The sequence below is a fragment of the Pseudomonas morbosilactucae genome, assembly GCF_023241665.1.
Lineage (GTDB): Bacteria > Pseudomonadota > Gammaproteobacteria > Pseudomonadales > Pseudomonadaceae > Aquipseudomonas > Aquipseudomonas morbosilactucae.
Genome location: NZ_JALQCX010000018.1, coordinates 113,815 through 138,068, shown reverse-complemented (window position 1 = coordinate 138,068; position 24,254 = coordinate 113,815). Strand labels below are relative to the sequence as shown.

The 24,254-nt window shown below is 64.1% G+C and carries 25 protein-coding genes; 16 read left to right on the top strand and 9 right to left on the bottom strand.

What is annotated here, in order from left to right; genetic code table 11:
• The first annotated feature begins 237 nt into the window (after positions 1-237).
• A complete protein-coding gene (locus M1B35_RS11685; RefSeq protein ID WP_123334560.1) occupies positions 238-2,280 on the top strand; it encodes a mechanosensitive ion channel family protein in 2,043 nt (680 codons plus the stop codon).
• Positions 2,281-2,289: 9 nt separating this feature from the next.
• Here M1B35_RS11685 and M1B35_RS11680 read toward each other — a convergent pair whose 3' ends face one another.
• Positions 2,290-6,600, bottom strand: coding sequence for a DEAD/DEAH box helicase (locus M1B35_RS11680; protein ID WP_268261985.1), 4,311 nt, complete (start codon positions 6,598-6,600; stop codon positions 2,290-2,292).
• Positions 6,601-6,824: 224 nt separating this feature from the next.
• On the opposite strand from M1B35_RS11680, the gene M1B35_RS11675 reads away from it, so the two are divergent.
• Positions 6,825-7,709: a sugar nucleotide-binding protein gene (locus M1B35_RS11675; RefSeq protein ID WP_123334564.1), complete on the top strand. Its 885-nt coding sequence runs from the start codon at positions 6,825-6,827 to the stop codon at positions 7,707-7,709.
• Positions 7,702-8,631 (top strand): NAD-dependent epimerase/dehydratase family protein, encoded by a 930-nt coding sequence (locus tag M1B35_RS11670; RefSeq protein ID WP_123334566.1) that lies wholly within the window; start codon positions 7,702-7,704, stop codon positions 8,629-8,631. The genes M1B35_RS11675 and M1B35_RS11670 overlap by 8 nt, the downstream gene beginning before the upstream one ends.
• Positions 8,632-8,690: 59 nt before the next feature.
• On the opposite strand, the gene M1B35_RS11665 is transcribed toward M1B35_RS11670, so the two are convergent.
• The 5 genes from M1B35_RS11665 to M1B35_RS11645 form a co-directional block, all read right to left on the bottom strand.
• On the bottom strand, positions 8,691-9,389 hold the full coding sequence (locus M1B35_RS11665; protein WP_123334568.1) for an OmpW/AlkL family protein: 699 nt from the start codon (positions 9,387-9,389) through the stop codon (positions 8,691-8,693).
• Positions 9,390-9,519: 130 nt separating this feature from the next.
• Positions 9,520-10,038 carry a DUF3299 domain-containing protein gene (locus M1B35_RS11660; RefSeq protein WP_425273404.1) on the bottom strand — a complete coding sequence of 173 codons (519 nt, stop codon included), beginning with the start codon at positions 10,036-10,038 and terminating at the stop codon, positions 9,520-9,522.
• Positions 10,039-10,049: 11 nt separating this feature from the next.
• On the bottom strand, positions 10,050-11,315 hold the full coding sequence (locus M1B35_RS11655; protein ID WP_123334572.1) for an ABC transporter permease: 1,266 nt from the start codon (positions 11,313-11,315) through the stop codon (positions 10,050-10,052).
• A gap of 1 nt (position 11,316) precedes the next feature.
• On the bottom strand, positions 11,317-12,027 hold the full coding sequence (locus M1B35_RS11650; RefSeq protein ID WP_123334574.1) for an ABC transporter ATP-binding protein: 711 nt from the start codon (positions 12,025-12,027) through the stop codon (positions 11,317-11,319).
• A 152-nt stretch (positions 12,028-12,179) separates the two neighbouring features.
• The gene (locus tag M1B35_RS11645) at positions 12,180-12,785 is read right to left on the bottom strand and encodes a DUF2796 domain-containing protein (RefSeq protein WP_268261984.1); all 606 of its coding nucleotides are present in this window, start codon (positions 12,783-12,785) and stop codon (positions 12,180-12,182) included.
• A 134-nt stretch (positions 12,786-12,919) separates the two neighbouring features.
• Between M1B35_RS11645 and M1B35_RS11640 the strand changes: the two genes are divergently transcribed.
• Entirely contained in the window at positions 12,920-13,264 is a 345-nt protein-coding gene (locus tag M1B35_RS11640; protein ID WP_123334578.1) for a hypothetical protein, read from the top strand.
• A gap of 98 nt (positions 13,265-13,362) precedes the next feature.
• Here the strand turns inward: M1B35_RS11640 and trxA are convergent, their stop codons facing one another.
• The 3 genes from trxA to M1B35_RS11625 are packed head-to-tail and all read right to left on the bottom strand — an operon-like array spanning position 13,363 to position 15,432.
• Positions 13,363-14,235, bottom strand: coding sequence for a thioredoxin (trxA, locus tag M1B35_RS11635; RefSeq protein ID WP_123334581.1), 873 nt, complete (start codon positions 14,233-14,235; stop codon positions 13,363-13,365).
• Positions 14,236-14,266: 31 nt separating this feature from the next.
• The gene (locus M1B35_RS11630) at positions 14,267-14,977 is read right to left on the bottom strand and encodes a class I SAM-dependent methyltransferase (RefSeq protein WP_123334583.1); all 711 of its coding nucleotides are present in this window, start codon (positions 14,975-14,977) and stop codon (positions 14,267-14,269) included.
• On the bottom strand, positions 14,974-15,432 hold the full coding sequence (locus M1B35_RS11625) for a hypothetical protein (protein ID WP_268261983.1): 459 nt from the start codon (positions 15,430-15,432) through the stop codon (positions 14,974-14,976). The genes M1B35_RS11630 and M1B35_RS11625 overlap by 4 nt, the downstream gene beginning before the upstream one ends.
• Before the next feature lie 129 nt (positions 15,433-15,561).
• On the opposite strand from M1B35_RS11625, the gene nrdR reads away from it, so the two are divergent.
• The 12 genes from nrdR (at position 15,562) to M1B35_RS11565 (ending at position 24,235) form a co-directional block, all read left to right on the top strand.
• A complete protein-coding gene (gene nrdR / locus M1B35_RS11620; RefSeq protein WP_185039323.1) occupies positions 15,562-16,026 on the top strand; it encodes a transcriptional regulator NrdR in 465 nt (154 codons plus the stop codon).
• Entirely contained in the window at positions 16,023-17,156 is a 1,134-nt protein-coding gene (gene ribD, locus M1B35_RS11615; RefSeq protein WP_268261982.1) for a bifunctional diaminohydroxyphosphoribosylaminopyrimidine deaminase/5-amino-6-(5-phosphoribosylamino)uracil reductase RibD, read from the top strand. The genes nrdR and ribD overlap by 4 nt, the downstream gene beginning before the upstream one ends.
• A 46-nt stretch (positions 17,157-17,202) precedes the next feature.
• Positions 17,203-17,865 (top strand): riboflavin synthase, encoded by a 663-nt coding sequence (locus M1B35_RS11610; RefSeq protein WP_123334591.1) that lies wholly within the window; start codon positions 17,203-17,205, stop codon positions 17,863-17,865.
• A 16-nt stretch (positions 17,866-17,881) separates the two neighbouring features.
• Positions 17,882-18,973, top strand: coding sequence for a bifunctional 3,4-dihydroxy-2-butanone-4-phosphate synthase/GTP cyclohydrolase II (gene ribBA, locus M1B35_RS11605; RefSeq protein WP_123334593.1), 1,092 nt, complete (start codon positions 17,882-17,884; stop codon positions 18,971-18,973).
• Positions 18,974-19,064: 91 nt separating this feature from the next.
• Entirely contained in the window at positions 19,065-19,541 is a 477-nt protein-coding gene (ribH, locus tag M1B35_RS11600) for a 6,7-dimethyl-8-ribityllumazine synthase (protein ID WP_095109665.1), read from the top strand.
• A complete protein-coding gene (gene nusB / locus M1B35_RS11595; protein ID WP_123334595.1) occupies positions 19,538-20,038 on the top strand; it encodes a transcription antitermination factor NusB in 501 nt (166 codons plus the stop codon). The genes ribH and nusB overlap by 4 nt, the downstream gene beginning before the upstream one ends.
• Before the next feature lie 18 nt (positions 20,039-20,056).
• Positions 20,057-21,022: a thiamine-phosphate kinase gene (gene thiL, locus M1B35_RS11590; RefSeq protein WP_268261981.1), complete on the top strand. Its 966-nt coding sequence runs from the start codon at positions 20,057-20,059 to the stop codon at positions 21,020-21,022.
• A complete protein-coding gene (locus M1B35_RS11585) occupies positions 21,019-21,522 on the top strand; it encodes a phosphatidylglycerophosphatase A family protein (protein ID WP_123334599.1) in 504 nt (167 codons plus the stop codon). Before thiL ends, M1B35_RS11585 begins: the two co-directional genes overlap by 4 nt.
• 10 nt (positions 21,523-21,532) lie before the next feature.
• Positions 21,533-22,291 (top strand): substrate-binding periplasmic protein, encoded by a 759-nt coding sequence (locus M1B35_RS11580; protein WP_123334601.1) that lies wholly within the window; start codon positions 21,533-21,535, stop codon positions 22,289-22,291.
• A gap of 113 nt (positions 22,292-22,404) precedes the next feature.
• Complete coding sequence (ribA, locus tag M1B35_RS11575; protein ID WP_123334603.1) at positions 22,405-23,022, top strand: GTP cyclohydrolase II; 618 nt, start codon at positions 22,405-22,407, stop codon at positions 23,020-23,022.
• Complete coding sequence (locus M1B35_RS11570; RefSeq protein ID WP_123334605.1) at positions 23,019-23,438, top strand: MFS transporter; 420 nt, start codon at positions 23,019-23,021, stop codon at positions 23,436-23,438. The genes ribA and M1B35_RS11570 overlap by 4 nt, the downstream gene beginning before the upstream one ends.
• Entirely contained in the window at positions 23,438-24,235 is a 798-nt protein-coding gene (locus M1B35_RS11565; protein ID WP_123334607.1) for a cobalamin-binding protein, read from the top strand. Before M1B35_RS11570 ends, M1B35_RS11565 begins: the two co-directional genes overlap by 1 nt.
• The last annotated feature ends 19 nt before the right edge of the window (positions 24,236-24,254 follow it).

The window sequence follows — 24,254 nt, the reverse complement described above, 5'->3', positions numbered from 1 at the left end:
GTCATATCGAAGTGATTCGCTGCCATGTCTGCTCCAATGCGTGGGCCTTGGATGACCCCGGTGAGTGGATGACTGTGCTGCGAGGGAGAAAGTTTCGACGCGCCTACGGACGGTGATCCATGGGCGGCCTGTCGATTTTCAGAGGGGGAGCGCTACGCTTGTCGCTCAGGCCAAAGCGAACTTGCCGGGCATTTGCCGATCAGTTCCTTACAGACCTTGCCGAAGGAGCCTTCCGTTGTGCTGAAACTCAAGACCGCAATGTTGTTGGGTGTGCTGCTGTTTATGGGCAGCAGTGAGCTGGAGGCTGCCCCCGCTACAGCGGCTGATGAGCCCGCCGAAAAAACCGAGTTGCTGGTCGAGGGCGGTTTGCTCGGTGCCATCAGTTCGAGCATTGGAGAGGTCCAGGACAAGCTCGACCTCAACGAAAACCTGATCGATGCCTGGCGCCTGCGGGCCGACCGCGCGGCGGACGAAGTCGGGCGCCTGGTCAATCCCCCCACGGACCGCTCCAACTGGAGCGTGGCCGGGGATTTCTTGATGTTATCCGGGGTGTGGATCGGCGCCTTTGCGGTGTTGACCCTGCTGGGCGGCATCTTCGCCAGGCGCCTGGGCCAGCAACGCCTGTTGCGCGCCCGGGAACGCAGCCAGTCGGTACTCGGTTATTTACTCCCTTACACACTCCCCGCACTGATTTGCCTGCCCTTGACCCTGTATGTCAGCCACCTGGTGCCCAGCTCGGTAGGGCGGGCGCTGGCGCTGTGTTTCGCCTATGCCACCAGCAGCGGGATTTTTTCCACGTCGGTGCTGTTGTGCCTGGTGGTGCTGTTCAATCGCGGGCACAAGCGTCCCGCGGTGCGACTCATCCGCGCTTACTGCCCGAAACCGCTGTTCCTGATCGGCTTCTTTGCCGCCCTCAGTGACGCCCTGGTCAGCCCGCAGATCGCCCGGCAACTGGGTGGCAATATCACCAGCAGCGTGGCGGTGTTCACGGGCCTGGCGGCGTCCCTGACCTTTGCCATGCTGGTGATCCGTCTGCGCCGGCCGGTGGCCCATCTGATTCGCAATCGCCCCCTGGCCCAGCGTCTCAAGCAGCCGGCGTTGCAAGAATCCCTGCGGATTTTTTCCGGGCTCTGGTACTGGCCGATTCTGTTGATGGTGCTGGTGTCCGCGGTGAACCTGATCGGGATCGGCGAAGACAACCAGAAGGCCCTGCGCTGCGCCCTGCTGACCACGGTGCTGCTGATTGCCACGGTGTTTCTCAGCACGATTTTCCAGCACCTGTTCAAGTCCCGCAGCGCTCGGGCCTTGCAGCACAGCAGCGCCTACAAGGAGCGCCTGCTGAGCCTGTTGCACGCCTTGTTGCGGATTGTCATGGCCATCGCCTTTATCGAAATATTGGGGCGGATCTGGGGCCTGTCGTTGTTCGAGTTCGCCCAGCGCAACACGGTGGGCCGGGCCATCAGCGATTCGTTAAGCCGCATCGGCCTGATCTTCCTGGTCACCTGGCTGCTCTGGGTGGTGCTCGACACGGCGATCCAGGAGGCCCTCAAGCCGCCGCTCACCAAACGCTCGGCGCGCCAGCCCAGCACCCGGGTGAAAACCATCCTGCCGCTGCTGCGCAACGCGATCAAAATCATCCTGGTGGTGATCTGCGCCATCACCACCATGGCCAATCTGGGGATCAATGTCGGGCCGCTGCTGGCGGGGGCCGGGGTGGTCGGGCTGGCCATCGGCTTTGGCTCCCAACAACTGGTGCAGGACGTGATTACCGGCTTGTTCATCATCATTGAGGACACCCTGTCCATTGGCGACTGGGTGGTGCTCGACTCGGGGCACGCGGGCACGGTGGAGGGCCTGACCATTCGCACCCTGCGCCTGCGCGACGGCAAGGGCTTCGTGCATTCGGTGCCCTTTGGCCAGATCAAGGCGGTGACCAACCAATCACGGCAATTCGCCTATGCGTTCTTCTCGGTGCAGTTCACCTACGACACCGATGTCGACAAGGCCATCGAACTGATCCGCGAGGCCGGCCGTTCCATCACCGAGGATCCGTTCCTGAAGTACAACCTGCAGGGCACGCTGGATGTGTTCGGCGTGGACAAGATGGACCTCAATGGCGTGGTGCTGACCGCGCAGTTCCGCACGGTTTCCGGTGGCCAGTACGCGGTCAACCGCGCGTTCAACCAGCGCTTGAAAAAGCTTGTGGATAACTGCCCCGAGGTGCACTTCGCCCAGACTTATCCACAGCCGGTGGCGCTGCCCAGCCCTCCCGCCGTTTGAAGGGGCGGCTCAGTGGCGGGTCAGTTTGTTGCGCAACTGAGTCGCCGCAGCCGGGTCCAGCTCCAGCCAGATGTGCTGTTGGCCGGCGATTTCGGCGGCCGCTGGCAGGCCGTCGCGATACACCAGCCGATTGCCGGCCAGCGCCGCGACCTTGGGCCCAGGCAACAAGGTGCCGGCCAGGTTCAGCGGGTCCACGCCGCAAACGCCGATCAAGCTGCCATCGAGGGGGCGGCGCCGCACTTCACGCAACAGGGGAATGGCTTCGGGCAGGGCAAATTGTTCCCCTGCCAGGCCGCTGACAAAGCGTCCGCCACGGATCTCGCCCCGGGCTTCCAGGCGATGCAGGGTGCGCAGCAGTTCGCGCCAACTGGGCAGCCAGTCCGCCTCACGCTCCAGTAAGCGCCAGAACAGCACGCCATATCGGCGCAGCAAGGTCATGACCACATGTTCCAGAGTGGCCTCCGGCAGGGCCCCGGGACGTGCGCCGGGCTTTGGGCTGCCCGGGCGGCGCAGCAGGGCCCAGCGCCCGGCATCGTCCATGCCACCGACAAAGGCCCCACGGCCTCGTCGGCTGCTGCGATTCTGGCGTTTGCTGGCCGGTGTGATCAGCGCCCGCAGGCCGGCAAAACTGTCGGCATTCACTTGGCCGGCCGCCACCAGCTCCTGCAAGGCGCTTTCCAGCTCGCTGCGCAGCAGGTGGGCTTCGTGGAGCAATTCATCGAAGAACAGGGCGCCGTGTTCACTCAGGGCCTGCTGCACTTTGTGCGCCTTGGGCGACAGCTCGCGAGTTTCACCTGGCGCGGTGAGTTCGCCCCACAGCGCCACTTGGCGGCGTGGCAGCAGAACGATGGGGGTGCTACGCAGGTTCGCGCCGGCAGTTTTGGGGGTGGCGCTCAGGCGGCTCCAGGCCACTTTGCCGCTGCGGCACAGCTCATCCAGCCAGCTCCCTGAGTAATCCTTGAGCCGCGCCGGCAACAGTTCGCTGTCCCAGGCACCGGCCGCCGCCGGGTAACCCTCCAACTGGCTGACGATCTCCCCGAGCATGGCGCTGCCCTGGCCCTGGGTGTGACTGGACACGTGCTGCCAGTCGAACAGGAAACGCATGAAGTCCTGCAAGGACACCGGCTCGATTTCCCGGCGCAGGCGCTTGACCGTGTAGCGGTGAATGCGTGCCAGCAGGTGGCGTTCGCACCATTGCTCTTCAGTGCCTGCTGGGGTGAAGCGCCCGCGCAGCACGTAGCCTTCGCGCTCCAGTTGCGCCAGGGCCTGGGTCACCTGGCCGGCGGGCAACCCCAGGGGTGTGGCGATCTGCGTCAGGCTCAGGGGGGCAAAACCGCTGAGCCGGGCGCGAATCACTTCCACTGCCGCCGCCTCCGGCGTCCAGGGCTGATCGAAGCCGGGCAGGGCGCTCAGGGGCGGCTGCAGGTCAGCCTGCGGATACAGCGTTTGCAGGCAGCACAGGCGTTCCAGTGGCAGCCACAACCCGCCGCCGTCGGGGCGTTGCAAACGACTGGCCCGGCCACTGGCGGCGAGGGCGCGCAACCACTCCGGCCAGTGGGTATTGGCCTGGGCTTCGGCGTCGCTGATGCAGGCCAGGTTCATCAGTGTTTCGTGCATTTCATCCACGCCGCCCGGTGCCGGCCAGGCTTCCAGGGCCACGGCTGCAATGGCTTCGGCGTCCAGGGCGCCGAGGTCGTCGGTGCTTTGCGGGTCGCTCCAGCGGCGACTGAGCACCGCCTGGGTACGTCGTTCTTCCAGGGGGGCATCGTCGAGAAAGGTGTAGGGCTTGGCGCTGAGAATCTCTGCCGCCAGGGGCGAGGGCGCCGGCAGGTCGCGGCTGATCAGGCGTACCTGGCCTTGCTCCATGCGCCGAAGCAGGGCCAGCCAACCTTGGCTGTCCATGGCCTCGTGCAGGCAGTCGTCGAGGGTTTGCTGCACCAGCGGGTGGTCGGGAATCTCGCGTTCGCCGGCGAGGTTTTCCAGGCAGGCGATCTGGTCGGGAAACACGCTGGCAATCAGGTCTTCACTTTTCATCCGCTGGATCTGTGGCGCCACCTTGCGCCCGCCGACGAAGCGCGGCAGGGCCAGGGCGACCCCGGCATTCCAGCGCCAGCGCACGCCAAACAGGGGCGCTTCCAGCAGGGCCTGGATCAGGATGTGTTCGGCGCTGTTGCTGTGCAGGTAGCGCCAGACGTCCGCCAGTTCGAAGCTGTGGCTGGTGGACAGTGACAGTACGATCGCGTCTTCGCTGGCGGCGGCCTGCAACTCGAAATTGAAGGTGCGGCAGAAGCGCTTGCGCAGGGCCAGGCCCCAGGCGCGATTGATGCGGCTGCCGAAGGGGCTGTGGATCACCAGTTGGGTGCCGCCGGACTCGTCGAAGAAGCGCTCCATGATCAGGCAGTCCTGGGACGGCAGCGCACCCAGGGATTGGCGCGCCCGGGCCAGGTAGTCCAACAGTTGCCCGGCGCTGGCGGGGTCCAGGCCCAGCTCTCCGGTCAGCCAGTCGAGCGCGGGTTGCAGGTTGCCCGGGGTGGCTGCGAGCCGCTCGTCCAGTTGCTGCAGCAGGCGGGCCACGGCGGCGGACAATTCGGCGCTGCGGCCCGGTGCCTCGCCCAGCCAGAACGGAATATTCGGCGGCTGGCCTTGGGCATCCTCGACCCGCACTTTGCCGGTTTCCACCCGCAGGATGCGGTAAGAGACGTTGCCCAACTGGAACACATCGCCGGCGATGCTTTCGACTGCAAAGTCTTCGTTGACGCTGCCGATGTTCAGCCCCTGGGGCTCCAGCAGCACGGCGTAGTCGGCGTTGTCGGGAATGGTGCCGCCACTGGTCAGGGCTGTCAGTTGGCTGCCGCGCCGGCCACGCAAGGTACCGCTCACGGCATCGCGGTGCAGGTAGGCACTGCGCAGCCCCTGGCGCCCGTTGTAGCCTTCGGCGAGCTGGCGCAGCACCGCTTGGAATTGGTTGGGGTCGAGGTTGGCGTATGGCGTTGCCCGGCGCAGCATCTCCAGCAGCGCCGTTTCGGACCATTCCTGGCAACTGACCTCAGCGATGATCTGCTGCGCCAGTACATCCAGTGGCGCGATGGGCAGCACCAGGCTGTCCAGCTCGCCGCGCCGCACGCTGTCGAGCAGGGCGGCGCATTCGATCAGGTCGTCGCGGGTCAAGGCGAACAGGCGTCCCTTGGGCGTGCCCCTGACCTGGTGCCCGGAGCGTCCGACCCGCTGCAAAAACGCCGAGATCGAACCTGGCGAGCCGATCTGGCAGACCAAGTCGACCTCACCAATGTCGATGCCCAGCTCCAGGGACGCGGTGGCCACCAGTACCTGCAATTCACCGCGCTTGAGGCGCTGCTCGGCATTTAGCCGCTGCTCCTTGGCCAGGCTGCCGTGGTGGGCCGCCACGGCCTGCTGGCCCAGGCGCTCGCTGAGGTGGCGGGTCAGGCGTTCGGCCAGGCGCCGGGTGTTGACGAAGACCAGGGTCGTGCGATGCTCGCGGGCCAATTCTGCCAGGCGCTCGTACAGCAGATCCCAGACATCGTTGGCCATTACCGCCGACAAGGGTGTGGGCGGCACCTCGATTCCCAGGTCCCGGGGGCGAGCATGGCCGATGTCGACAATCTCGCAAGGGCGATCCCGGCCCACCAGGAAGCGCGCCACGGTGGCAATGGGTTTTTGCGTGGCCGAAAGGCCGATGCGCAGCAACGGTTCGGCACACAACGCTTGCAGTCGTTCAAGGCTCAGGGCCAGGTGGCTGCCGCGCTTGCTGGCGGCGATGGCATGGATTTCGTCGACGATTACCGTGCGGGCGGTGGACAGCATCTGGCGGCCCGAGTCCGAACCGAGCAGCACATAGAGGGATTCCGGTGTGGTCACCAGAATATGCGGCGCGCTTTTGCGCATGGCCGTGCGCTCTTTTTGCGCGGTGTCGCCGGTGCGTACGGCGGTGCTGATGGACAGTTCCGGCAGGCCGAGCACGCGCAACTGTTCGGTAATGCCGGCCAGTGGGGTTTGCAGGTTGATCTGGATGTCGTTGCTCAAGGCCTTGAGCGGTGAGACATAGATCACCAGGGTCTGGGCCGGCAGCGTGCCGCCTTGGGCCAGGCCCTGTTGCACCAAGTCGTCCAGCACCGCGAGGAAGGCGGTCAGGGTTTTGCCGGAGCCGGTGGGGGCGGCAATCAGGGTGGAGCGACGCTGGCGGATCAACGGCCACGCGCGGGCCTGGGCCGGGGTGGCTGCGGGGAAGGCGAGCTGGAACCAGGCGCTGACCGCTGGGTGAAAACCGGCCAGGGCGTTGTCCACGCAGTGGGGAAGATTCATGGAGGATTTATGCGGCCGTCCCGGCCAAGTTGCAAGCCTGGCCTGTCGGCATTCGTAGACGGCGGGATCGGCGTGCGCCAAATGGCCGGCGCCTCAACACTTTCTCAGTGACGGTTGCGCCGGAAACCCGCAAAATGCAACGATTCTGGCTACTCTCAATGACCGAGCCTCCAGGCTTGGCCACTTAAAACCATCGTTCTGAACAGATTGGGCCTGCTGACTCTATGCGAATGCGCCTTATGTTACTGGGCGGCGGAAATGCCCTTGGGCAGGCGCTGATTCGCCTCGGTGCGGAGGAAGACATCGGTTTCCTCGCCCCTCGTCCGCCGCAAGACGGCTGGGACGCCGCGAGCCTGACGCAACTGCTCGACGACACCCGTCCGGATGCCTTGATCAACCTTGCCTACTACTTCGACTGGTTCCAGGCGGAGTCTGTGCCCGAGGCGCGCCTGGCTGGCCAGGAACGGGCGGTGGAGCGTCTGGCCGAACTCTGTCAGCACCACAATATCGTCCTGCTGCAACCGTCCAGTTACCGGGTGTTCGACGGCTCGCGGGCCACGGCCTACAGCGAAAAAGACGAACCCATTCCCCTCGGCCTGCGTGGCCAGGCGCTGTGGCGGATCGAGCAGAGCGTGCGCGCCACCTGCCCGCAGCACGTGTTGCTGCGCCTGGGCTGGTTGCTCGACGACAGCGCCGACGGCATTCTCGGGCGCTTCCTGGCACGGGCCGAACAGCCGGGGGAACTGCTGATGGCCGACGACCGGCGGGGCAACCCGACGCCGGTGGACGATGCCGCACGGGTGATCATTTCCGTGCTCAAGCAACTCGACTGCGCGGCGCCGCTGTGGGGCACTTACCACTACGCCGGGCAAGAGGCGACCACCGTCCTGGCCTTGGGGCAGGCGGTGCTGACCGAAGCCCGGCAACTGCATGCCCTGGCCATCGAAGCACCCACCGCCCAGGCCCACGCTGCGAGCCCTGACGTGGCCGAAGAGCCGCAGCACGCGGTACTGGCCTGCAAGAAAATTCTTCACACCTTCGGGATCAAGCCGCGTGCCTGGCGCGCTGCGCTCCCGGCTTTACTGGATAGGTTTTATCGTCATGGCTGAAGGCCCTGTATTGATCACCGGCGGTGCCGGCTTCATCGGTTCGCATCTGGTCGACGCCTTGCTCGCCAAGGGCTACTCGGTGCGCATCCTCGATGACCTGTCCACCGGCAAGCCCGGCAACCTGCCCCTGGACAATCCACGGGTTGAATTGATCGAGGGCGATGTCGCCGATGCCGCGCTGGTGGCACGGGTCATGGCCGGCTGCCAGGGCGTGGCCCATCTGGCGGCGGTGGCTTCGGTACAGGCGTCGGTGGACGACCCGGTGCGCACCCATCAAAGCAATTTCATCGGCACCCTGAACGTCTGTGAAGCCATGCGCCAGGCCGGGGTTAAGCGGGTGTTGTTCGCTTCCAGCGCGGCGGTCTACGGCAACAATGGCGAAGGTGAGTCGATCGATGAAGAAACGCCCAAGTCGCCGCTGACGCCTTACGCGGTCGATAAGCTGGCGAGCGAGCACTACCTGGACTTCTATCGCCGCGAGCATGGGCTGGAGCCGGCGATCTTTCGCTTCTTCAATATCTTCGGGCCGCGTCAGGACCCGTCTTCGCCTTATTCCGGGGTGATCAGCATTTTCAGCGAGCGGGCCCAGAAAGGCCTGCCCATCACCGTGTTTGGCGATGGCGAGCAAACCCGGGATTTCGTCTACGTCGAAGATTTGGTCGATGTGTTGGTACAGGCCCTGGAAGCGCCGCAGTTGGAAATCGGTGCGGTCAACGTTGGCCTGAACCAGGCCACCACCCTCAAGCAGATGCTTGAAGCCCTGGGGCAAGTGGTGGGGCCGCTGCCGCCCATCAGCTATGGTCCGGCACGGGCAGGGGACATCCGTCATTCCCGGGCCAACAACCAGCGGTTGTTGCAGCGCTTCACCTTCCCGGAGCAGACCCCGATGAACGTCGGACTGGCTCGACTGATGGGCCGCTGAGGTTTTCAGCGAGACAAAAAAAGGCGCCTGTGTAGGCGCCTTTTTTGTGCGTGGGTACCTTAGAACTTGTAGCCCAGGCCCACCATGTAGACCCATGGATCAACGTCCACATTGACCTTGGCACGGGTGCCCGGCGCTACGCTGTTATTGTCCACGTAGGCGCGGGTGTCGATGTCGATATAACGGACCTGGGCGTTGATCATGACCTTGTCGGTCAGCATGTAGTCAGCACCCAGTTGCCAGGCCATGCCCCAGGAGTTCTTGGCGCGGAAGTTATCGAAGCCGGCGGCGTTGGCCTCGCTGCCGACGTGCTCGTCATAGATCCAGGTGTAGTTGATGCCGGCGCCCACGTAAGGCTGGAAGGTCGACTTATTGTCCAGCGGGTAGTAGACCACACTCAGGGTCGGCGGCAGGTGCTTGAGGGTACCGAGCTTGCCGTTGGCAGGGGCGAGGCTGGTGCCTTTGATTTTCACGTCGTGTTCGAACGGTGAGGCCGCCAGCAGTTCGATGCCCACGTGGTTGGTGAGCATGTAGGCGAAGTTCAGGCCCAGTTGGGTGTCGCTGCTCATGGTTGCCTTGCCGCCCAGGTCGGTACCTGCTGCCGGGCCGCGATCGACCTTGACGCTGGAACTGTCGGCTTTTGGATTGACGGTGATTGCACCGGCGCGAACGATGATTTCGCCGGCTTCGTGAGCGTTGGCAATCGGGGCAGAAAGGGCGAGCGCGACGAGGGAGGCGCTGAGCAAGGACTTGTGCATGGGAGGCTCCAAAGGACGTTTCAAATTGACTGGGGCCAATGTTAAGGATCGTCAACGACGAGCCTTTGACTCAGCTCAATGAAACCGTGATGCCTTGGGAGCGGGTTGAACTATTCTCTTGGGCCGGTAATTACTCCGGCAATTCGTACACGTAGATCTTCTCGGCTTCCATCTGATACCCGGCATCTGCCAGCTCGCTGGTGGATGGCTTGACCTGCATCGCGCCTTCGATCCAGTACGGTTGGTACAACTCATCCAGCTTCACCCCGACTTCACTGGTGACGTGGACGATCTGGTTCGATGGCGGTGGCGGCACATGGATGCAGGCGCCGAAATAGGGCACCAGCAGGAACTCGGTGGTACGGCCTTCTTCGCTGACTTCCAGGGGCACGATGTACCCCGGCAAGCGTACCGCTTGGCCGTTGAGTGCCTGCACCACTGGCGCGTTGGGCAGGTCCTGCTTGGCCGCTGGCGCCGACTCGGCAGACAGGGCATCGCTCATCTGCGACAGGTCGTGCAGGGGCTGCATGTTCGGCACTTCCGGCGGGGCGTCGGCAGGGATCATCTCCGACCAGGCCAGGTCTCGCGGGGCGGCTGCCCACAAGGGCGTGGCGACCAACAGCAACAGCGCAAACAACACCCGCGACATCAACAAACTCCTCATAAGCGAATCGACAGGCCATCGGCCAGGGATTGCCGGTAGGCGCGCCAGGCCGGCACGCTGCCCATCAGCAAGGCGGCGATCAGGATACCGCCCAACAGTGCCCACTCATACTCGCTGGGCCAGGCCAGGGGCAGGTACAGGCCGTAGGTCGACTGCACGTAGCCCTGGGCCAGGGCAATGCCCAGGTACAGCAACCCAAGCCCGGCCAGCACCCCGAACAGCGCCAGGGCAAAGGCTTCCAGCACCAGCAGGGTCGCGATGTGCCACGGGCGGGCGCCCACCGAGCGCAGGATGGCCATTTCCCGACGTCGCTCGTTGAGGCTGGTGAGGATCGCCGTGAGCATGCCGATCAAGCCGGTCAGGACCACGAACAGCGACACCACAAACAGGGCTTTTTCCGCCGTCCCCATGAGGCTCCAGAGCTCCTGCAAAGCAACGCCCGGAAGAATGGCCAGCATCGGTTCGCCGCGGAATTCGTTGATCTCCCGTTGCAGGGCAAAGGTGGAGATCTTGCTGTTCAGGCCGAGCATGAAGGCGGTGATGGCCTGGGGCGTGAGGTCCATATTGCGTGCCTGGTCGGCGCTGATACGGCCTTCGCCACGGGCCGGCACGCCGTTGTGCCAGTCGATGTGGATCGCTTCCATGCCGCCCAGGCTGATGTGCAGCGTACGGTCCACCGGGGTGCCGGTGCGCTTGAGGATGCCGACCACGGTGAACGGCTTGTCATCGTGCTTGACCAGGCTGATGGCGGCCACGCCGTGGGCCAGCACCAACTGGTCCCCCAGCTTGTAGTGCAGGGCATCGGCGACTTCAGCACCCAGTACCACTTCGAATGGGTCCGTGGCGAAGGCGCGACCGACCGCCAGTTGCAGGTTCTGCTGACGGCCGTACTGGTAGTGCTCGAAGTAGGCGTCGGTGGTGCCCATCACCCGGTAGCCGCGATGGGAGTCGCCGAGGGAGATGGGGATTGCCCACTTGACCTTCGGGTTGTTGGCGAAGTGTTCGAAGCTGTCCCAGCGGATGTTGTTGGTGGCGTTGCCGATACGGAACACCGAGTACAACAGCAGGTTCACCGAGCCGGAGCGGGCACCGACAATCAGGTCGGTGCCGCTGATGGTGCTGGCGAAACTGGTCCGGGCTTCAGTGCGCACCCGTTCCACGGCCAGCAGCAGGCACACCGAGAGGGCGATGGCGAAGGCGGTGAGGAGCGCGGTAAAGCGGCGGTTAGCCAGGCTGGCCATGGCTAGACGGAACAAATACATCTCAGACCTCTGCGGGCGTGGCGGCGCGATTGAGTTCGGCGAGCGACAGGTTGCGATCGAACAGCGGTGCCAGGCTCTGGTCGTGGCTGACGAACAGCAGGCTGGCCCCGGCTTCGCGGCATTCGGCGAACAACAGCTGGAGGAAGGCTTCGCGGGCGTCGTAGTCCAAGGCCGAGGTCGGTTCGTCGGCGATCACCAGTTCCGGTTGGCCGATCAACGCCCGCGCGGCGGCGACCCGTTGCTGCTGGCCGATGGACAGCGAGTCGGCGCGACGGCTGAGCAGGTCCGGGTCCTTGAGGCCCAGGTGGGCCAGCAAGGTCGCGGCGGCCTGGTCGACGCTGCCGTGGCGCTGGATCGCCCGTGCGGCGCGCAGCTTGGAGAAGTGGCAAGGCAGCTCGACGTTTTCCCGCACCGACAGGAACGGCAGCAAGTTGAACTGCTGGAAAATGTAACCCGTGTGGTCGACGCGGAAGCGATCACGGGCGCCGGCGCCGAGTTCGGTCAGCTCTTGGCCCAGCAGGCGAATGCTGCCGCGGTTGGGCTTTTGCACGCCGCCCAACAGGCCCAGCAGGGTGGTCTTTCCGCTGCCGCTGGGACCTTTGAGAAACAGCGTCTCGCCCGCCTCCAGGCGAAAGGCCGGAATGTCTAGCAACTCCGGGTGCTCGGGCCAACTGAAGCCCAGGTCAGACAGTTCGATCAATGCTTGGGTCATGTGCAATCAGTATTGCCTGCTGGCGAAGTTTCAAAAGTGATGTCGCTGCCCGTAGGAGCCGGCTTGCCGGCGATTGCATCGCTAAGGTTTGCGTGACAGACCGCAGCGTTTGCATCGCTGGCAAGCCAGTGCCTACAGGGGCCGGGTTCTAATCAGAATTTAACGGTGGCTGATTGAGCCGTCGCTTCCACACCTTGCTGACCACTCGGGCCGATCAGTTGTACCTGAATTTTCTGGGTGGCGGGGAAGGTCTTGAAGACTTGCCCCAAGTCCAGGTTCTTCAGTGCGGCCGGCGTGGCACAGGTGAATTGATAGTGGGCGTGGATCTCGCTGTGTTCGTGGTGATGCTCGTGGCCGTCGGCGTCTTCGTCGTGGTCGTCATCATCATGATCGTGGTCATCGGCATCCGGCTTGTCACCGAACAGCGGGCTTTCCAGTTCCTGCTTGGCCACGACGCAACCGGCGGCCTTGGGCAGGCTGAACAGGGCCAGGGGTTGTTCCAGCTGGGCCCGTGCGGCGGCGACCTTGGCCTTGTCGGCGTCGGTGCTGGCGGCGTGTTCGAAGCCCACCAGGTTCATGGCCGGGCTTTCCAGCTCCAGTTCCAGGTTCTTGCCGTCCAGCGCTCCGTTCAGGCGCGCGACGCCGTGTTCGTGGGCGCCGAGGCTACCATGTTCGTGCTCGTGATCATGGGTTTCGGCAGCCTGGGCAATGGCCAGCGGCAACAGGGCGAACGGCAAGGCAAGAAGCAGGCGGCGCATAGCGTGTCTCCAGGAGGAAGATGAAAATAATGTTATGTGATCTTATAACAATAAGGCGCAGAGTTTGACCGCCCGCTTGGCGTTACGCAAGACGCGTGGGAGCATGCCCGACAGAAATAACCGGGAGCAGGGCAATGGTGAGGATTCGTGGAAGCATCGGCGATTGGCCGGTGGACTTGACCCTGGAGCTGGATGCCGGGGAGTGGGCGCAACTGGGCGCGCAGTTGCAGGCGAGTACGCCGGAAATGGCTGCGGCGCCGGTGGCCAGGCCCGTGAGTCAGGATGATGCTGTGTGGCAGACCGCCAAGGACCTGCTGCGCCAGGCCGGACAACTCAGCGGCCCGGACTTGCTGGAGCAACTGGAGGGCCTGACCGGCAGCGCCGGTGCCGGTAAGCGTTTGTTGGTGCGTTTGCGTCACTGCGCTGAGGTCAAGGTGGTGAGCGGCGCCGATACGCCGCTCTACAGCTGGGTGCAGTGATCCTGTAGGAGCCAGCTTGCTGGCGAAGGCACCTTACCTGGCAAAACGCATTCGCTGGCAAGCCAGCTCCTGCATGGGCCAGCGCAGGCGTACAAGGATCAGTACAGGGCGGCGAACAGTTTGCGGCGGTAGGCGGTGACCAGCGGGTGATCGTTGCCCAGCAGGTCGAAGACTTGCAGCAAGGTCTTGTGGGCGATGCCTTCGTTATAGCTGCGGTTGCGCATGAACAGTTTAAGCAGGGCTTCCAGCGCCGCTTCGTACTGCTGGCGGGCCAGTTGCTGGATCGACAGCTGGTAGGCCGCTTCGTCGTCGAGCGGGTCCTTGGCCAGGCGCGCCTTGAGGTCCGCGGCATCCGGCAGGTCGGCCGCTTGCTTGAGGAAGGTAATCTGGGCCTTGGCGCCGGCCAAGGCAGCCTTGTGTTCGTCACTCTTGACCGCATCCAGCACGGTCTGGGCTTCCCCCAGCTCACCACGTTCGGCCAGGCAGCGGGCGTACAGAATCAGCGCCTTGGCGTTGCTGTTGTCTTCCCCCAGCAGGACTTTCAACGTGGCTTCAGCTTCGGCAATCCGCCCTTCGGCGAACAGCGCCTCAGCCTGCTCCAAGGGATCGGCCGCGGCCGGTGGTGGCATCTGTACGTGAGGTTCGAGCATGGCCCGCACTGCGGATTCCGGTTGCGCGCCGGCAAAGCCGTCCACCGGTTGGCCGTCCTTGAACAGCACCACGGTCGGCAGGCTGCGAATGCCGAAGCGGGCGACGATGTCTTGCTCGATGTCGCAGTTGACCTTGGCCAGCAGCAACTCGCCCTGATAGCTCTCGGCAATCTGTTGCAGCATCGGCATCAGCGCTTTGCAGGGTGCGCACCACTCGGCCCAGAAATCCACCAGGACCGGTTTGTGGAAGGAGTTTTCGATCACCGACTGATCGAAGTCGGCGGTGCTGGCGTCGAAGATGTACGGCGTGTCCTGACTCATGGGGTCTCTCGAATAAGCGGGAATGGAGCCACTATAAAGTTGCGCGGGATAGATCGCCATCGCCTGTAGGCGCCAGCGCAGCGGCAAATGGCCGTTGTGCGTGGTACAGGCTCACGTTGCGAAATTCCCAGGGCTCGGCCAGGTCCGGCAGGGTCAGGGCGTTGAGGCTTTCCAGGCGCTGATACAGCGGGTGCTGGAAATCCCTGACCCGGGAATCCGCCACCAGGGCTTGCTGCCCGCGACTGAGGAACTGGTCCAGCAGCGGCAGGTTGGCGCGGTCATAGAGCACGTCCGCCACCAGGATCAGATCAAAGCGATCGGCCTCCGCGAAGAAGTCCGTGGAGTAGTTCAGTTCCACCCCGTTGAGTTCGGCATTGGCCCGGCAAGCCGCGATGGCCAGCGGGTCAAGATCGCAGGCCACCACTTCCAGGGCCCCGGCCTTGGCCGCAGCAATGGCAGCCACCCCGGAGCCGGCACCGAAGTCCAGCACCCGCTTGCCGGCCACCCAATGGGGACGTTCGGCCAGGTAGCGGGCCAGGGCCAGGCCGCTGGCCCAGCAGAAGCACCAGTAGGGTGGCTCATGGAGGATGCGCCGGGTTTCTTCCGGAGTGAAGGCACGGTCCATGTTGTCGGCGTCGATCAGCCAGAGTTTCAGCGGGGTGTCCGGCAGCTCGCTGGGCACCAGTTGGGCGTCGCCCAGCAGCTCACTCAAGGCATCTTGCAGGTCGAGCGGCGCCTTCATGGGGCTTTGACAAACTGCAGCGAGCCCAGGGCTTGGGTGGTGGCCTGGTCGATGCGCACGGCCGGCAGGTGCAGAATCAGTTGCCCGGACTGGCTGGCGCGCCCACGCAGTTCAACCCGCGCCCCGGCCGGAAATGCCTCGGGGTCGAAGCGCAGGCGAAACGGCAGGGCCTGGTTATTGCCGGTCAAATTACTGTTGGCCAGCAAGCGTTGTGGGCGCCCGCGCTCGTCGATCACCAGCAGCGCCAGTTCAACTTCGGCACCGGCCGGGATGCCTTCCAAGGCGCCGCTGAGCTCGCGTTGATAGGCCGGCAACGGCCCCAATTCGGCGGGCGCCTGAGGTTTTTTGACCGATTGCTGGGGGCTGGGAGCCTGTGCCGGGGTAGACGGAGGGTTGCTGCTACAGGCGACCAGCAGGCTGACGAGGCTGAGCAAAACGAGCGGTCGTAGGGGCATCTGAAGCTCCAGCAAAGCGAAATTTCGTGTGCGAAACATAATAGTCGGTCTGTATACCGTAAAGGCTATGGCTTGTCTTGCCAGTGGGATGCGCTACCATGGCCCTCCCTTTTTTTGTTGCCTGCCACCATGCACTGTCCCTTCTGCGGTGCCAACGACACCAAGGTCATCGACTCGCGACTGGTCGCCGAAGGCGAGCAAGTCCGCCGCCGGCGTGAATGCCTGGCCTGTGGTGAGCGTTTCACCACGTTCGAAACCGCTGAACTGGTGTTGCCGCGCCTGATCAAGACTGACGGTAGCCGCCAGCCCTTCGACGAAGAAAAACTCCGCGCCGGCATGCAGCGCGCCCTGGAAAAACGCCCGGTGAGTGTCGAGCGTCTGGAAGCTGCTTTGGTGCATATCAAGCACAAGCTGCGAGCCACCGGCGAGCGCGAGGTCAAGTCCCTGGTGGTGGGCGAACTGGTCATGGGCGAGCTGCAAAAGCTCGATGAAGTGGCCTATATCCGTTTCGCCTCGGTCTATCGCCGCTTCCAGGACCTCAATGAATTCCGCGAAGAGATCGACCGTCTCGCCCGCGAGCCGGTTAAAGAATGACGCCCACGCCTGAGCAGTCCGTCCTCGACGCCCATTACATGGCCCGAGCCCTGGAACTGGCCCGCAAGGGTTGGTACAGCACCCATCCCAACCCACGTGTCGGCTGCGTGATCGTGCGTGACGGCCAGGTGGTTGGCGAAGGTTGGCATGTGCGCGCCGGCGAGCCCCACGCTGAGGTCCACGCCTTGCGTGCGGCCGGCGAGCTGGCCCGCGGTGCCACCGCCTACGTGACCCTCGAGCCCTGCAGCCATCACGGTCGTACCCCGCCGTGCGCCGACGCCCTGGTGAATGCCGGCGTGGGGCGGGTGGTCGCAGCCATGCAAGACCCCAACCCGGAAGTGGCTGGCCGTGGCCTGCAACGCCTGGCCCAGGCCGGTATCGAGATTGGCAGCGGCGTGCTCGAAGGCGAAGCACGGGCGCTGAATCAGGGGTTTCTCAAGCGTATGGAGCACGGCCTGCCTTATGTGCGGGTCAAGTTGGCCATGAGCCTGGACGGGCGCACCGCCATGGCCAGTGGCGAAAGCCAGTGGATCACCGGCCCGGCCGCACGTTCTGCGGTGCAGCGCTTGCGGGCCCAGGCCAGCGTGGTGCTGACCGGCGCCGACACGGTGCTGGCCGATGCCGCCCGGCTCACGGTGCGCGCGCAGGAATTGGGCCTGGACGAGGAACAGACCGCCCTGGCCCTGAGTCGCCCACCCTTGCGCGTGCTGATCGACGGCCGTCTGCGGGTGCCTCTGGACGCGCCGTTCTTCAAGGCCGGGCCGGCCCTGGTTGCCACCTGCGCAGCCGTGGAGGAGCAATACGCCAATGGCCCTGAGTGCCTGATCGTTCCCGGGGCGGACGGAATGGTTGATCTGCGTCGCCTGCTGCTTGAGCTGGCGGGGCGTGGGGTCAACGACGTTCTGGTGGAGGCCGGCCCGCGCCTGGCGGGTGCCTTCGCGCAACAAGGCCTGGTGGATGAGTACCAGATCTTTGTGGCCGGCAAGTTCCTCGGCTCTTCGGCCCGACCGCTGCTGGACTGGCCGCTGGCACAGATGGCGGATGCGCCGGTGCTGAAAATCATTGAAATGCGCGCTGTGGGCGATGACTGGCGAGTCACCGCCATTCCTGTGCCATCAGCGAGCGTATAATTCCCAGCTTTCGCGCCGACAAGGCCCTGTTCTCGAGGAGGACTCCATGTTCACCGGCATTATCGAATCCATCGGCAGCATCCGTGCATTGACCCCTAAAGGCGGAGATGTGCGGGTCTATGTAGAAACCGGCAAGCTTGACCTGGCCGACGTAAAACTGGGCGACAGCATCGCGGTGAACGGCGTTTGCCTGACCGCGGTCGAGTTGCCCGGTGACGGTTTCTGGGCCGACGTCAGCCGCGAGACCCTGGACTGCACCGCCTTCCATCAATTGAAAAGCGGCAGCCGGGTCAACCTGGAAAAAGCTTTGACCCCGACCACCCGCCTGGGCGGTCACCTGGTCAGCGGGCACGTCGATGGCGTCGGTGAAGTGGTGGCGCGGGAAGAAAATGCCCGGGCCATTCAGTTCCGCATCCGTGCCCCCAAGGAGCTGGCCAAGTACATCGCCCACAAAGGCTCGATCACCGTCGACGGCACTAGCCTGACGGTCAACGCGGTCAATGGCGCCGAATTCGAACTGACCATCGTTCCGCACACCCTGGCCGAAACCATCATGGACGACTACCGTCCGGGCCGGCAGGTGAACCTCGAAGTCGACCTGCTGGCGCGTTATCTGGAGCGCCTGCTGCTCGGCGACAAGGCAGCAGAGCCTTCCAGCGGCGGCATCACCGAAAGTTTTCTGGCCGCCAACGGCTACCTCAAATCCTGACTCAAGGGGGTGCCGCGTGGCGCTCAATAGCATCGAAGAACTGGTTGAAGACATCCGCCAAGGCAAGATGGTCATCCTTATGGATGACGAAGATCGCGAGAACGAAGGCGACATCATCATGGCCGCCGAGTGCTGCAAGGCCGAACACATCAACTTCATGGCCAAGCACGCCCGCGGCCTGATCTGCATGCCGATCACCCGCGAGCGCTGCGAGCTGCTCAAGCTGCCGCTGATGGCTCCGCGCAACGGCTCGGGTTTCGGCACCAAGTTCACCGTGTCCATTGAAGCCACTGAAGGCGTGACCACCGGCATCTCCGCCGCTGACCGCGCGCGCACTGTACAAGCGGCGGTTGCCAAGGACGCCAAGGCCGATGACATCGTCAGCCCCGGCCACATCTTCCCGTTGATGGCCCAGCCTGGCGGTACTTTGGCCCGTGCCGGCCACACCGAAGCCGCGTGCGACCTGGCGCGCATGGCCGGGTTCGACCCGAGCGGTGTGATCTGCGAGGTGATGAACGACGACGGCACCATGTCCCGTCGCGCCGAGCTGGAAGCCTTCGCTGCCGAACATGACATCAAAATCGGCACCATTGCCGACTTGATTCACTACCGGATGATCCACGAACGTACCGTTCAGCGGATCTCCGAGCAGCCTCTGGACAGCGAATTGGGCCAGTTCAACCTGGTGACCTATCGTGATTCGGTGGAAGGCGACGTGCACATGGCCCTCACCCTGGGCGAAATCTGTGCCGAACAGCCGACCCTGGTCCGGGTGCACAACATGGACCCGCTGCGCGACCTGCTGATGGTCAAGCAACCGGGGCGCTGGAGCCTGCGGGCCGCCATGTCCGCAGTGGCCGAGGCCGGCAGCGGTGTGGTGCTGTTGCTCGGCCACCCCCTGGATGGCGACGTGGTCCTGGCGCATATTCGCGAAAGTGCCGATCACGCACCGGCCAAGACCCCGACCACCTACAGCATCGTCGGTGCCGGTTCGCAGATCCTGCGGGACCTGGGCGTGCGCAAAATGCGCTTGATGAGTGCGCCAATGAAATTTAATGCGATATCCGGTTTCGACCTGGAAGTTGTAGAATACGTGCCCTCCGAATAAAAGCCGCCCGCCAAAGGCCTCTTGTTCGCGGTTAAAACATCACTGAGGGGCGCGTACTGAACGCGTCCCGGCTCTTTAAGAGATTTGTCGAATGACCCTGAAGACCATCGAAGGTACCTTCATCGCCCCCAAAGGCCGCTATGCCCTGGTGGTCGGCCGCTTCAACAGCTTCGTCGTCGAAAGCCTGGTCAGCGGCGCGGTTGACGCCCTGGTTCGCCACGGCGTGAGCGAAAGCGATATCACCCTCATCCGCGCACCTGGCGCCTTCGAGATTCCCCTGGTCGCGCAGAAAGTTGCACAGAAGGGTGAATACGCAGCGATCATCGCCCTGGGCGCAGTGATTCGCGGCGGCACCCCGCACTTCGAATACGTGGCTGGCGAATGCACCAAGGGCTTGGCCCAGGTGTCCATGGAATTCGGCGTGCCCGTGGCCTTCGGCGTGCTGACCGTTGACTCGATCGAGCAAGCCATCGAGCGTTCCGGCACCAAGGCCGGCAACAAAGGCGCTGAAGCTGCCTTGTCCGCCCTGGAAATGGTCAGTCTGCTGGCGCAGTTGGAGGCCAAGTGATTAGCGACGATAGCGATCGTTTCAACCCGCGCGATCCGAAACCTGCGGACGCTGGCAAGCCATCCAAGAGCGCCAAGCGCCGCGAAGCCCGTCAGCTCGCGACTCAGGCGCTGTACCAATGGCACATGGCCAAGCATTCGCTGAACGAGATTGAAGCGCAGTTCCGGGTCGACAACGATTTCACCGACATCGACGGTGCCTACTTCCGTGAAATCCTGCACGGGGTTCCGGCCAGCAAAGACGAGATCGACAGCGCTCTCACGCCTTGCCTGGACATCACCATCGATGAGCTGGACCCGGTTGAGCTGGCGGTGTTGCGCTTGTCCACCTGGGAACTGCTCAAGCGCGTCGACGTGCCGTACCGCGTTGTGATCAACGAAGGTATCGAACTGGCCAAGGTCTTCGGTTCCACCGACGGTCACAAGTTCGTCAACGGCGTACTCGACAAGCTGGCCCCACGTCTGCGTGAAGCTGAAGTGAAGGCGTTCAAGCGCTGATTCGCGCTTGTGGCTGCCATGGGCGAGTTTGAGCTGATCCGTAACTTCTTCGCTGCCGCGCCTTGTGCGCAGGCCGGCGAGGGTGTTGCCCTGGGGATTGGCGACGATTGCGCCTTGCTGGCAGTCCCCCCTGGCGAGCAGTTGGCGATTTCCACCGACACCCTGGTGAGCGGTGTGCACTTCGCCGATCCCTGCGAGCCCTTTCTTTTAGGTCAACGCTCTCTGGCGGTGGCCGTCAGTGATCTGGCCGCCATGGGCGCCGCCCCGCTGGCCTTTACCCTTGCCCTGACCTTGCCGACGGTGGACGCCGATTGGCTGCAAGCCTTTGCCCGTGGTTTGAATACCATGGCGCAAGATTGCGGCGTGCGTTTGATTGGCGGCGATACCACGCGCGGCCCCCTGGCCTTGACCCTGACCGTGTTGGGTCGGGTGCCGGTTGGCCAGGCCCTGGTCCGCAGCGGTGCCCGGCCGGGGGATTTGCTCTGTGTCGGCGGTGAGCTGGGCAACGGCGCGGGCGCCCTGCCGCTGGTGCTGGGGCAACGCAGCGCCGAGCCGGCGGTCGCTGAGCCGCTGCTGGCTCATTACTGGTCGCCCCAACCCCAGCTTGGCCTGGGGCAGGCACTGCGGGGCAAGGCCACTTCGGCCCTGGATATCTCCGATGGCTTGCTGGCCGATTGTGGGCACATCGCCAAAGCCTCGGCCGTGGGTCTGCAGATCGACAGCCAGCGCTTGCCGATGTCCCCGGCGCTGGTGAGCTTTCTCGGCGAGGCGGGAGCACGGGTCGCGGCCTTGAGCGGCGGTGACGACTACGTGCTGGCCTTCACCCTGCCACCTGCCGAATTGGCGCCCTTGCTGGCCGAAGGCTGGCCGGTGCATGTGGTGGGGCGGGTGGTCAGCGGGGAGGGCGTGACGCTGCTGGACGCCAGTGGGCAAGACATCACCCCGAGTCTGCGGGGCTATCAACATTTTCGGGAGACACCGTGACAGATCATCCCAAACAGGTTCCGGCTGAGTTCGTGCCGCCGTCGGTCTGGCGTAATCCCTGGCATTTCCTGGCCTTCGGCTTTGGCTCCGGCACCTTGCCCAAGGCGCCGGGCACCTGGGGGTCGCTGGTTGCACTACCCTTTATTCCGTTGTGGCAGATGCTGCCGGATTGGGGCTACTGGCTGATGCTTGGCATCACCATGCTGTTCGGCTTCTGGCTGTGCGGCAAGGTGGCCAATGACCTGCGGGTCCATGACCACGAAGGCATCGTCTGGGATGAAATGGTCGGTATGTGGATCACCCTCTGGCTGGTGCCGGAAGGCTGGTACTGGTTGCTCGCCGGGTTCCTGATGTTCCGCTTCTTCGACATTCTCAAGCCCTGGCCAATCCGCTGGATCGACCGGCATGTGCACGGCGGTGTCGGCATCATGCTCGATGATGTGCTGGCCGGGGTGTTTGCCTGGTTGGCGATGCAGGGGCTGGTGTGGTGTTTTACCTGAGGGATTGAACATGGGGTTCAGCCGCGCTCTGGTGCTGTTGCTCTGTTTCTGCGGGTATAGCGTGGCCTGGGCTGGCGAGTCACCGGCGTCGCTCGGGCCCATTCGCCTGGCCAGTGAGGAATGGGACGACTACACCGAAGCCAACGGCCAGGGCCTGGCGTGGGACATCCTGCGGGAAGTGTTCGAGCCGCAAGGGATCAAGCTGGACATCCGCAGCGTGCCCTACACCCGCTCGGTGGGGCTGGTGCAGCGGGCCGAGGTGGATGCCCAGGTCGGGGCTTATCGTGGCGAGTCGGTGGGCCTGCTTTACCCTCGCTGGAATTACGACACCGACCATATCTACTCCCTGGGGCTGGCGAGCAATCCGCCCCTGACCCAGGACAACCTCGGTGCTTACCGGCTGGTCTGGGTGCGCGGCTACAAGTATCAGGATTACTTGCCCAATGTCCGGCGCTTCAATGAGATTCGCCGGCGTATCGGCATTCTGCCGATGCTGATGTACAACCGCGCCGACTACTACATCGATGCCTTGACCGAGGTGAATTACGTGCTCGGCCAGGCTGAAGACCCTTCGCGCTTCCGGCTCAGCCATCTGGCCGAATTGCCGCTGTACCTGGGCTTTACCGACAACGAGCGTGGTCGCGCCTTGCTCGCGGTGTTTGATCGACGCATGGAAGAGTTGGTCAAAAACGGCCACCTGCGGCCGATTTTCCAGCATTGGAAGCAGCCTTATCCCTTTGAATCCGGGCGAGCGGTGTTGACCCCTTGATCAAACTTATCGATCTTTATCTCCGATAATTCAGCCTAAGCGTCTGTCGAAAGCTGCTGTTACAATGCCGCCTCTGCGAATCTCCAGTCCCAATACAGATCAGGAGCACAACGGTGCCCGTCGTTTTTGTTGCCGCTTCCAAGTTGCCCACCCCTTTTGCGCAATTCACCATGCATGGCTTTCTCGATGAAGCCACCGGCCGTGAGCACGTGGTGCTCAGCCTGGGTGATGTCGCCGATGGTGCCCCGGTACTCGGCCGGTTGCACTCCGAATGCCTGACCGGCGATGCCCTGTTCAGCCAGCGTTGCGACTGCGGCTCGCAACTGGAAGCCGCCCTGCGGGCCATCGCCCGTGAAGGCCGTGGCGTGCTGTTGTACCTGCGCCAGGAAGGGCGTGGCATTGGCTTGCTGAACAAGATCCGTGCCTACGAACTGCAGGACGGCGGCGCCGATACCGTTGAAGCCAACGAACGCCTGGGCTTTGCCGCTGACCAGCGTGACTACGCCATGTGCCTGCCGATGCTGGAGCACTTGGGGGTCACCTCCCTGCGCCTGATGACCAATAACCCGCGCAAGGTCAAAGCCCTGACCGAGATGGGCATTCAGGTGGCCGAGCGGGTGCCGTTGCACACCGGGCATAACCCCCATAACAAGCTCTACCTGGCCACCAAGGCCAGCAAGCTCGACCACATGATGGGTAACGAGCATCAGGGTGAGGTTGATCGCGCGTGACTCGTGGCCAAGTGCGGCGGCGCCTTGCCGTCAGCTGGTGGCAGTACCTGGCGCTGGCCTTGTTGCCGCTGTTCGTGATCAATGCGCTGTTTGGCCAGGGCGAAGCCCTGTTGCCGGTGCTGGCCATGCCGTTCTTTATCGCTGGCGTGGCCTCGATGTTTGTCAGTTTGCGGTTCTTTAGTGGCTACAAGCACGCCCTGATCGCCACCCAGAAAGCCCTGGACACCCCGGAAGAACCCGCCGCCTGGATCGAGCTGGCCGCGCGCCGTCGCCTGGCCTTGCTGGTGGCCGCATTGCCGGCGTGGGTTGGCACCTTGGCGGTCTTCGTCGGCCTGGAAGCCGTGCCGCTGTTTCTTCTGGCACTGTCCACCACGGTGCTGTTCTACCTCTACCGTATTCCACGCCAGCTCGGCTGATGCGCTGCTGGCTGGCGCTCCTGCTGCTGGTCCTGTGTGGCCCGGCTTTGGCAGTGGAGCGGGTGGTCAGCCTGGCCCCTTCGCTGTCGGAAATCGTCGTCGAACTGGGGGCCAGTGAGCTGCTGGTGGGGGTGCTGGATGCCGGCGAACGCCCTCCCGAGTTGAAAGACCTGCCGTCCGTGGGCCGCTATGGCCAATTGGATGTGGAGCGTCTGCTCAGCCTCAAACCCGACCTGTTACTGCTCTGGCCTGCCAGTGTTGGCCCGGCCCAGCGTGAGCAGTTGGCTCGCCTGGGCATTGCCACCTACGTTGCTGAACCCCACAGCCTTGCGCAGCTCACCCGGCAGATTGCCGAGATCGGCGAGCGCCTGGGCCGGCCCGAAGCGGGGCATAAGCTGGCGGCGCAACTGGATGCGCGGCTTGCTGAGTTGCGCCAGCGCTATCAGCGCCCGTCCCCCTTGCCGGTGTTCTATCAGGTCTGGGATCGGCCGCTGTACACCATTGGTGGCCAGCAGATCATCAGCGATGCCTTGAGTGTGTGCGGCGCACGTAACGTGTTTGCCGACCAGGCACTGCCGGCGCCCCAGGTCAGTATCGAAGCGGTGTTGGCGCGCAATCCCCAGGCCATCCTTGCCACCCGCCAGGCACAGCTGGACGCCTGGAAAGCCTGGCCGCAGATCGCGGCGGTGGCTCAGGGGCGGTTGTTAAGGGTGATGGATAACGGCCTGGAGCGGCCCAGCGCACAGATGGTCGCGGCGACCGCCGCACTGTGTGCCTTGATTGCGCCGCAACGCTGATCGCCCCCGCGCCAAGGGG

Coding starts and splice junctions, on each gene's coding strand:
- M1B35_RS11650 (WP_123334574.1), bottom strand. CDS start 12,027: ATGACCCAAGCATTGATCGAACTGTCTGACCTGGGCTTCAGTTGGCCC.
- M1B35_RS11660 (WP_425273404.1), bottom strand. CDS start 10,038: ATGTCGCGGGTGTTGTTTGCGCTGTTGCTGTTGGTCGCCACGCCCTTG.
- nrdR (WP_185039323.1), top strand. CDS start 15,562: ATGCACTGTCCCTTCTGCGGTGCCAACGACACCAAGGTCATCGACTCG.
- M1B35_RS11680 (WP_268261985.1), bottom strand. CDS start 6,600: ATGAATCTTCCCCACTGCGTGGACAACGCCCTGGCCGGTTTTCACCCA.
- M1B35_RS11655 (WP_123334572.1), bottom strand. CDS start 11,315: ATGTATTTGTTCCGTCTAGCCATGGCCAGCCTGGCTAACCGCCGCTTT.
- thiL (WP_268261981.1), top strand. CDS start 20,057: ATGGGCGAGTTTGAGCTGATCCGTAACTTCTTCGCTGCCGCGCCTTGT.
- trxA (WP_123334581.1), bottom strand. CDS start 14,235: ATGAGTCAGGACACGCCGTACATCTTCGACGCCAGCACCGCCGACTTC.
- M1B35_RS11665 (WP_123334568.1), bottom strand. CDS start 9,389: ATGCACAAGTCCTTGCTCAGCGCCTCCCTCGTCGCGCTCGCCCTTTCT.
- M1B35_RS11675 (WP_123334564.1), top strand. CDS start 6,825: ATGCGAATGCGCCTTATGTTACTGGGCGGCGGAAATGCCCTTGGGCAG.
- M1B35_RS11580 (WP_123334601.1), top strand. CDS start 21,533: ATGGGGTTCAGCCGCGCTCTGGTGCTGTTGCTCTGTTTCTGCGGGTAT.
- ribD (WP_268261982.1), top strand. CDS start 16,023: ATGACGCCCACGCCTGAGCAGTCCGTCCTCGACGCCCATTACATGGCC.
- M1B35_RS11565 (WP_123334607.1), top strand. CDS start 23,438: ATGCGCTGCTGGCTGGCGCTCCTGCTGCTGGTCCTGTGTGGCCCGGCT.
- M1B35_RS11610 (WP_123334591.1), top strand. CDS start 17,203: ATGTTCACCGGCATTATCGAATCCATCGGCAGCATCCGTGCATTGACC.
- M1B35_RS11640 (WP_123334578.1), top strand. CDS start 12,920: ATGGTGAGGATTCGTGGAAGCATCGGCGATTGGCCGGTGGACTTGACC.
- M1B35_RS11670 (WP_123334566.1), top strand. CDS start 7,702: ATGGCTGAAGGCCCTGTATTGATCACCGGCGGTGCCGGCTTCATCGGT.
- ribH (WP_095109665.1), top strand. CDS start 19,065: ATGACCCTGAAGACCATCGAAGGTACCTTCATCGCCCCCAAAGGCCGC.
- M1B35_RS11630 (WP_123334583.1), bottom strand. CDS start 14,977: ATGAAGGCGCCGCTCGACCTGCAAGATGCCTTGAGTGAGCTGCTGGGC.
- M1B35_RS11625 (WP_268261983.1), bottom strand. CDS start 15,432: ATGCCCCTACGACCGCTCGTTTTGCTCAGCCTCGTCAGCCTGCTGGTC.
- M1B35_RS11645 (WP_268261984.1), bottom strand. CDS start 12,785: ATGCGCCGCCTGCTTCTTGCCTTGCCGTTCGCCCTGTTGCCGCTGGCC.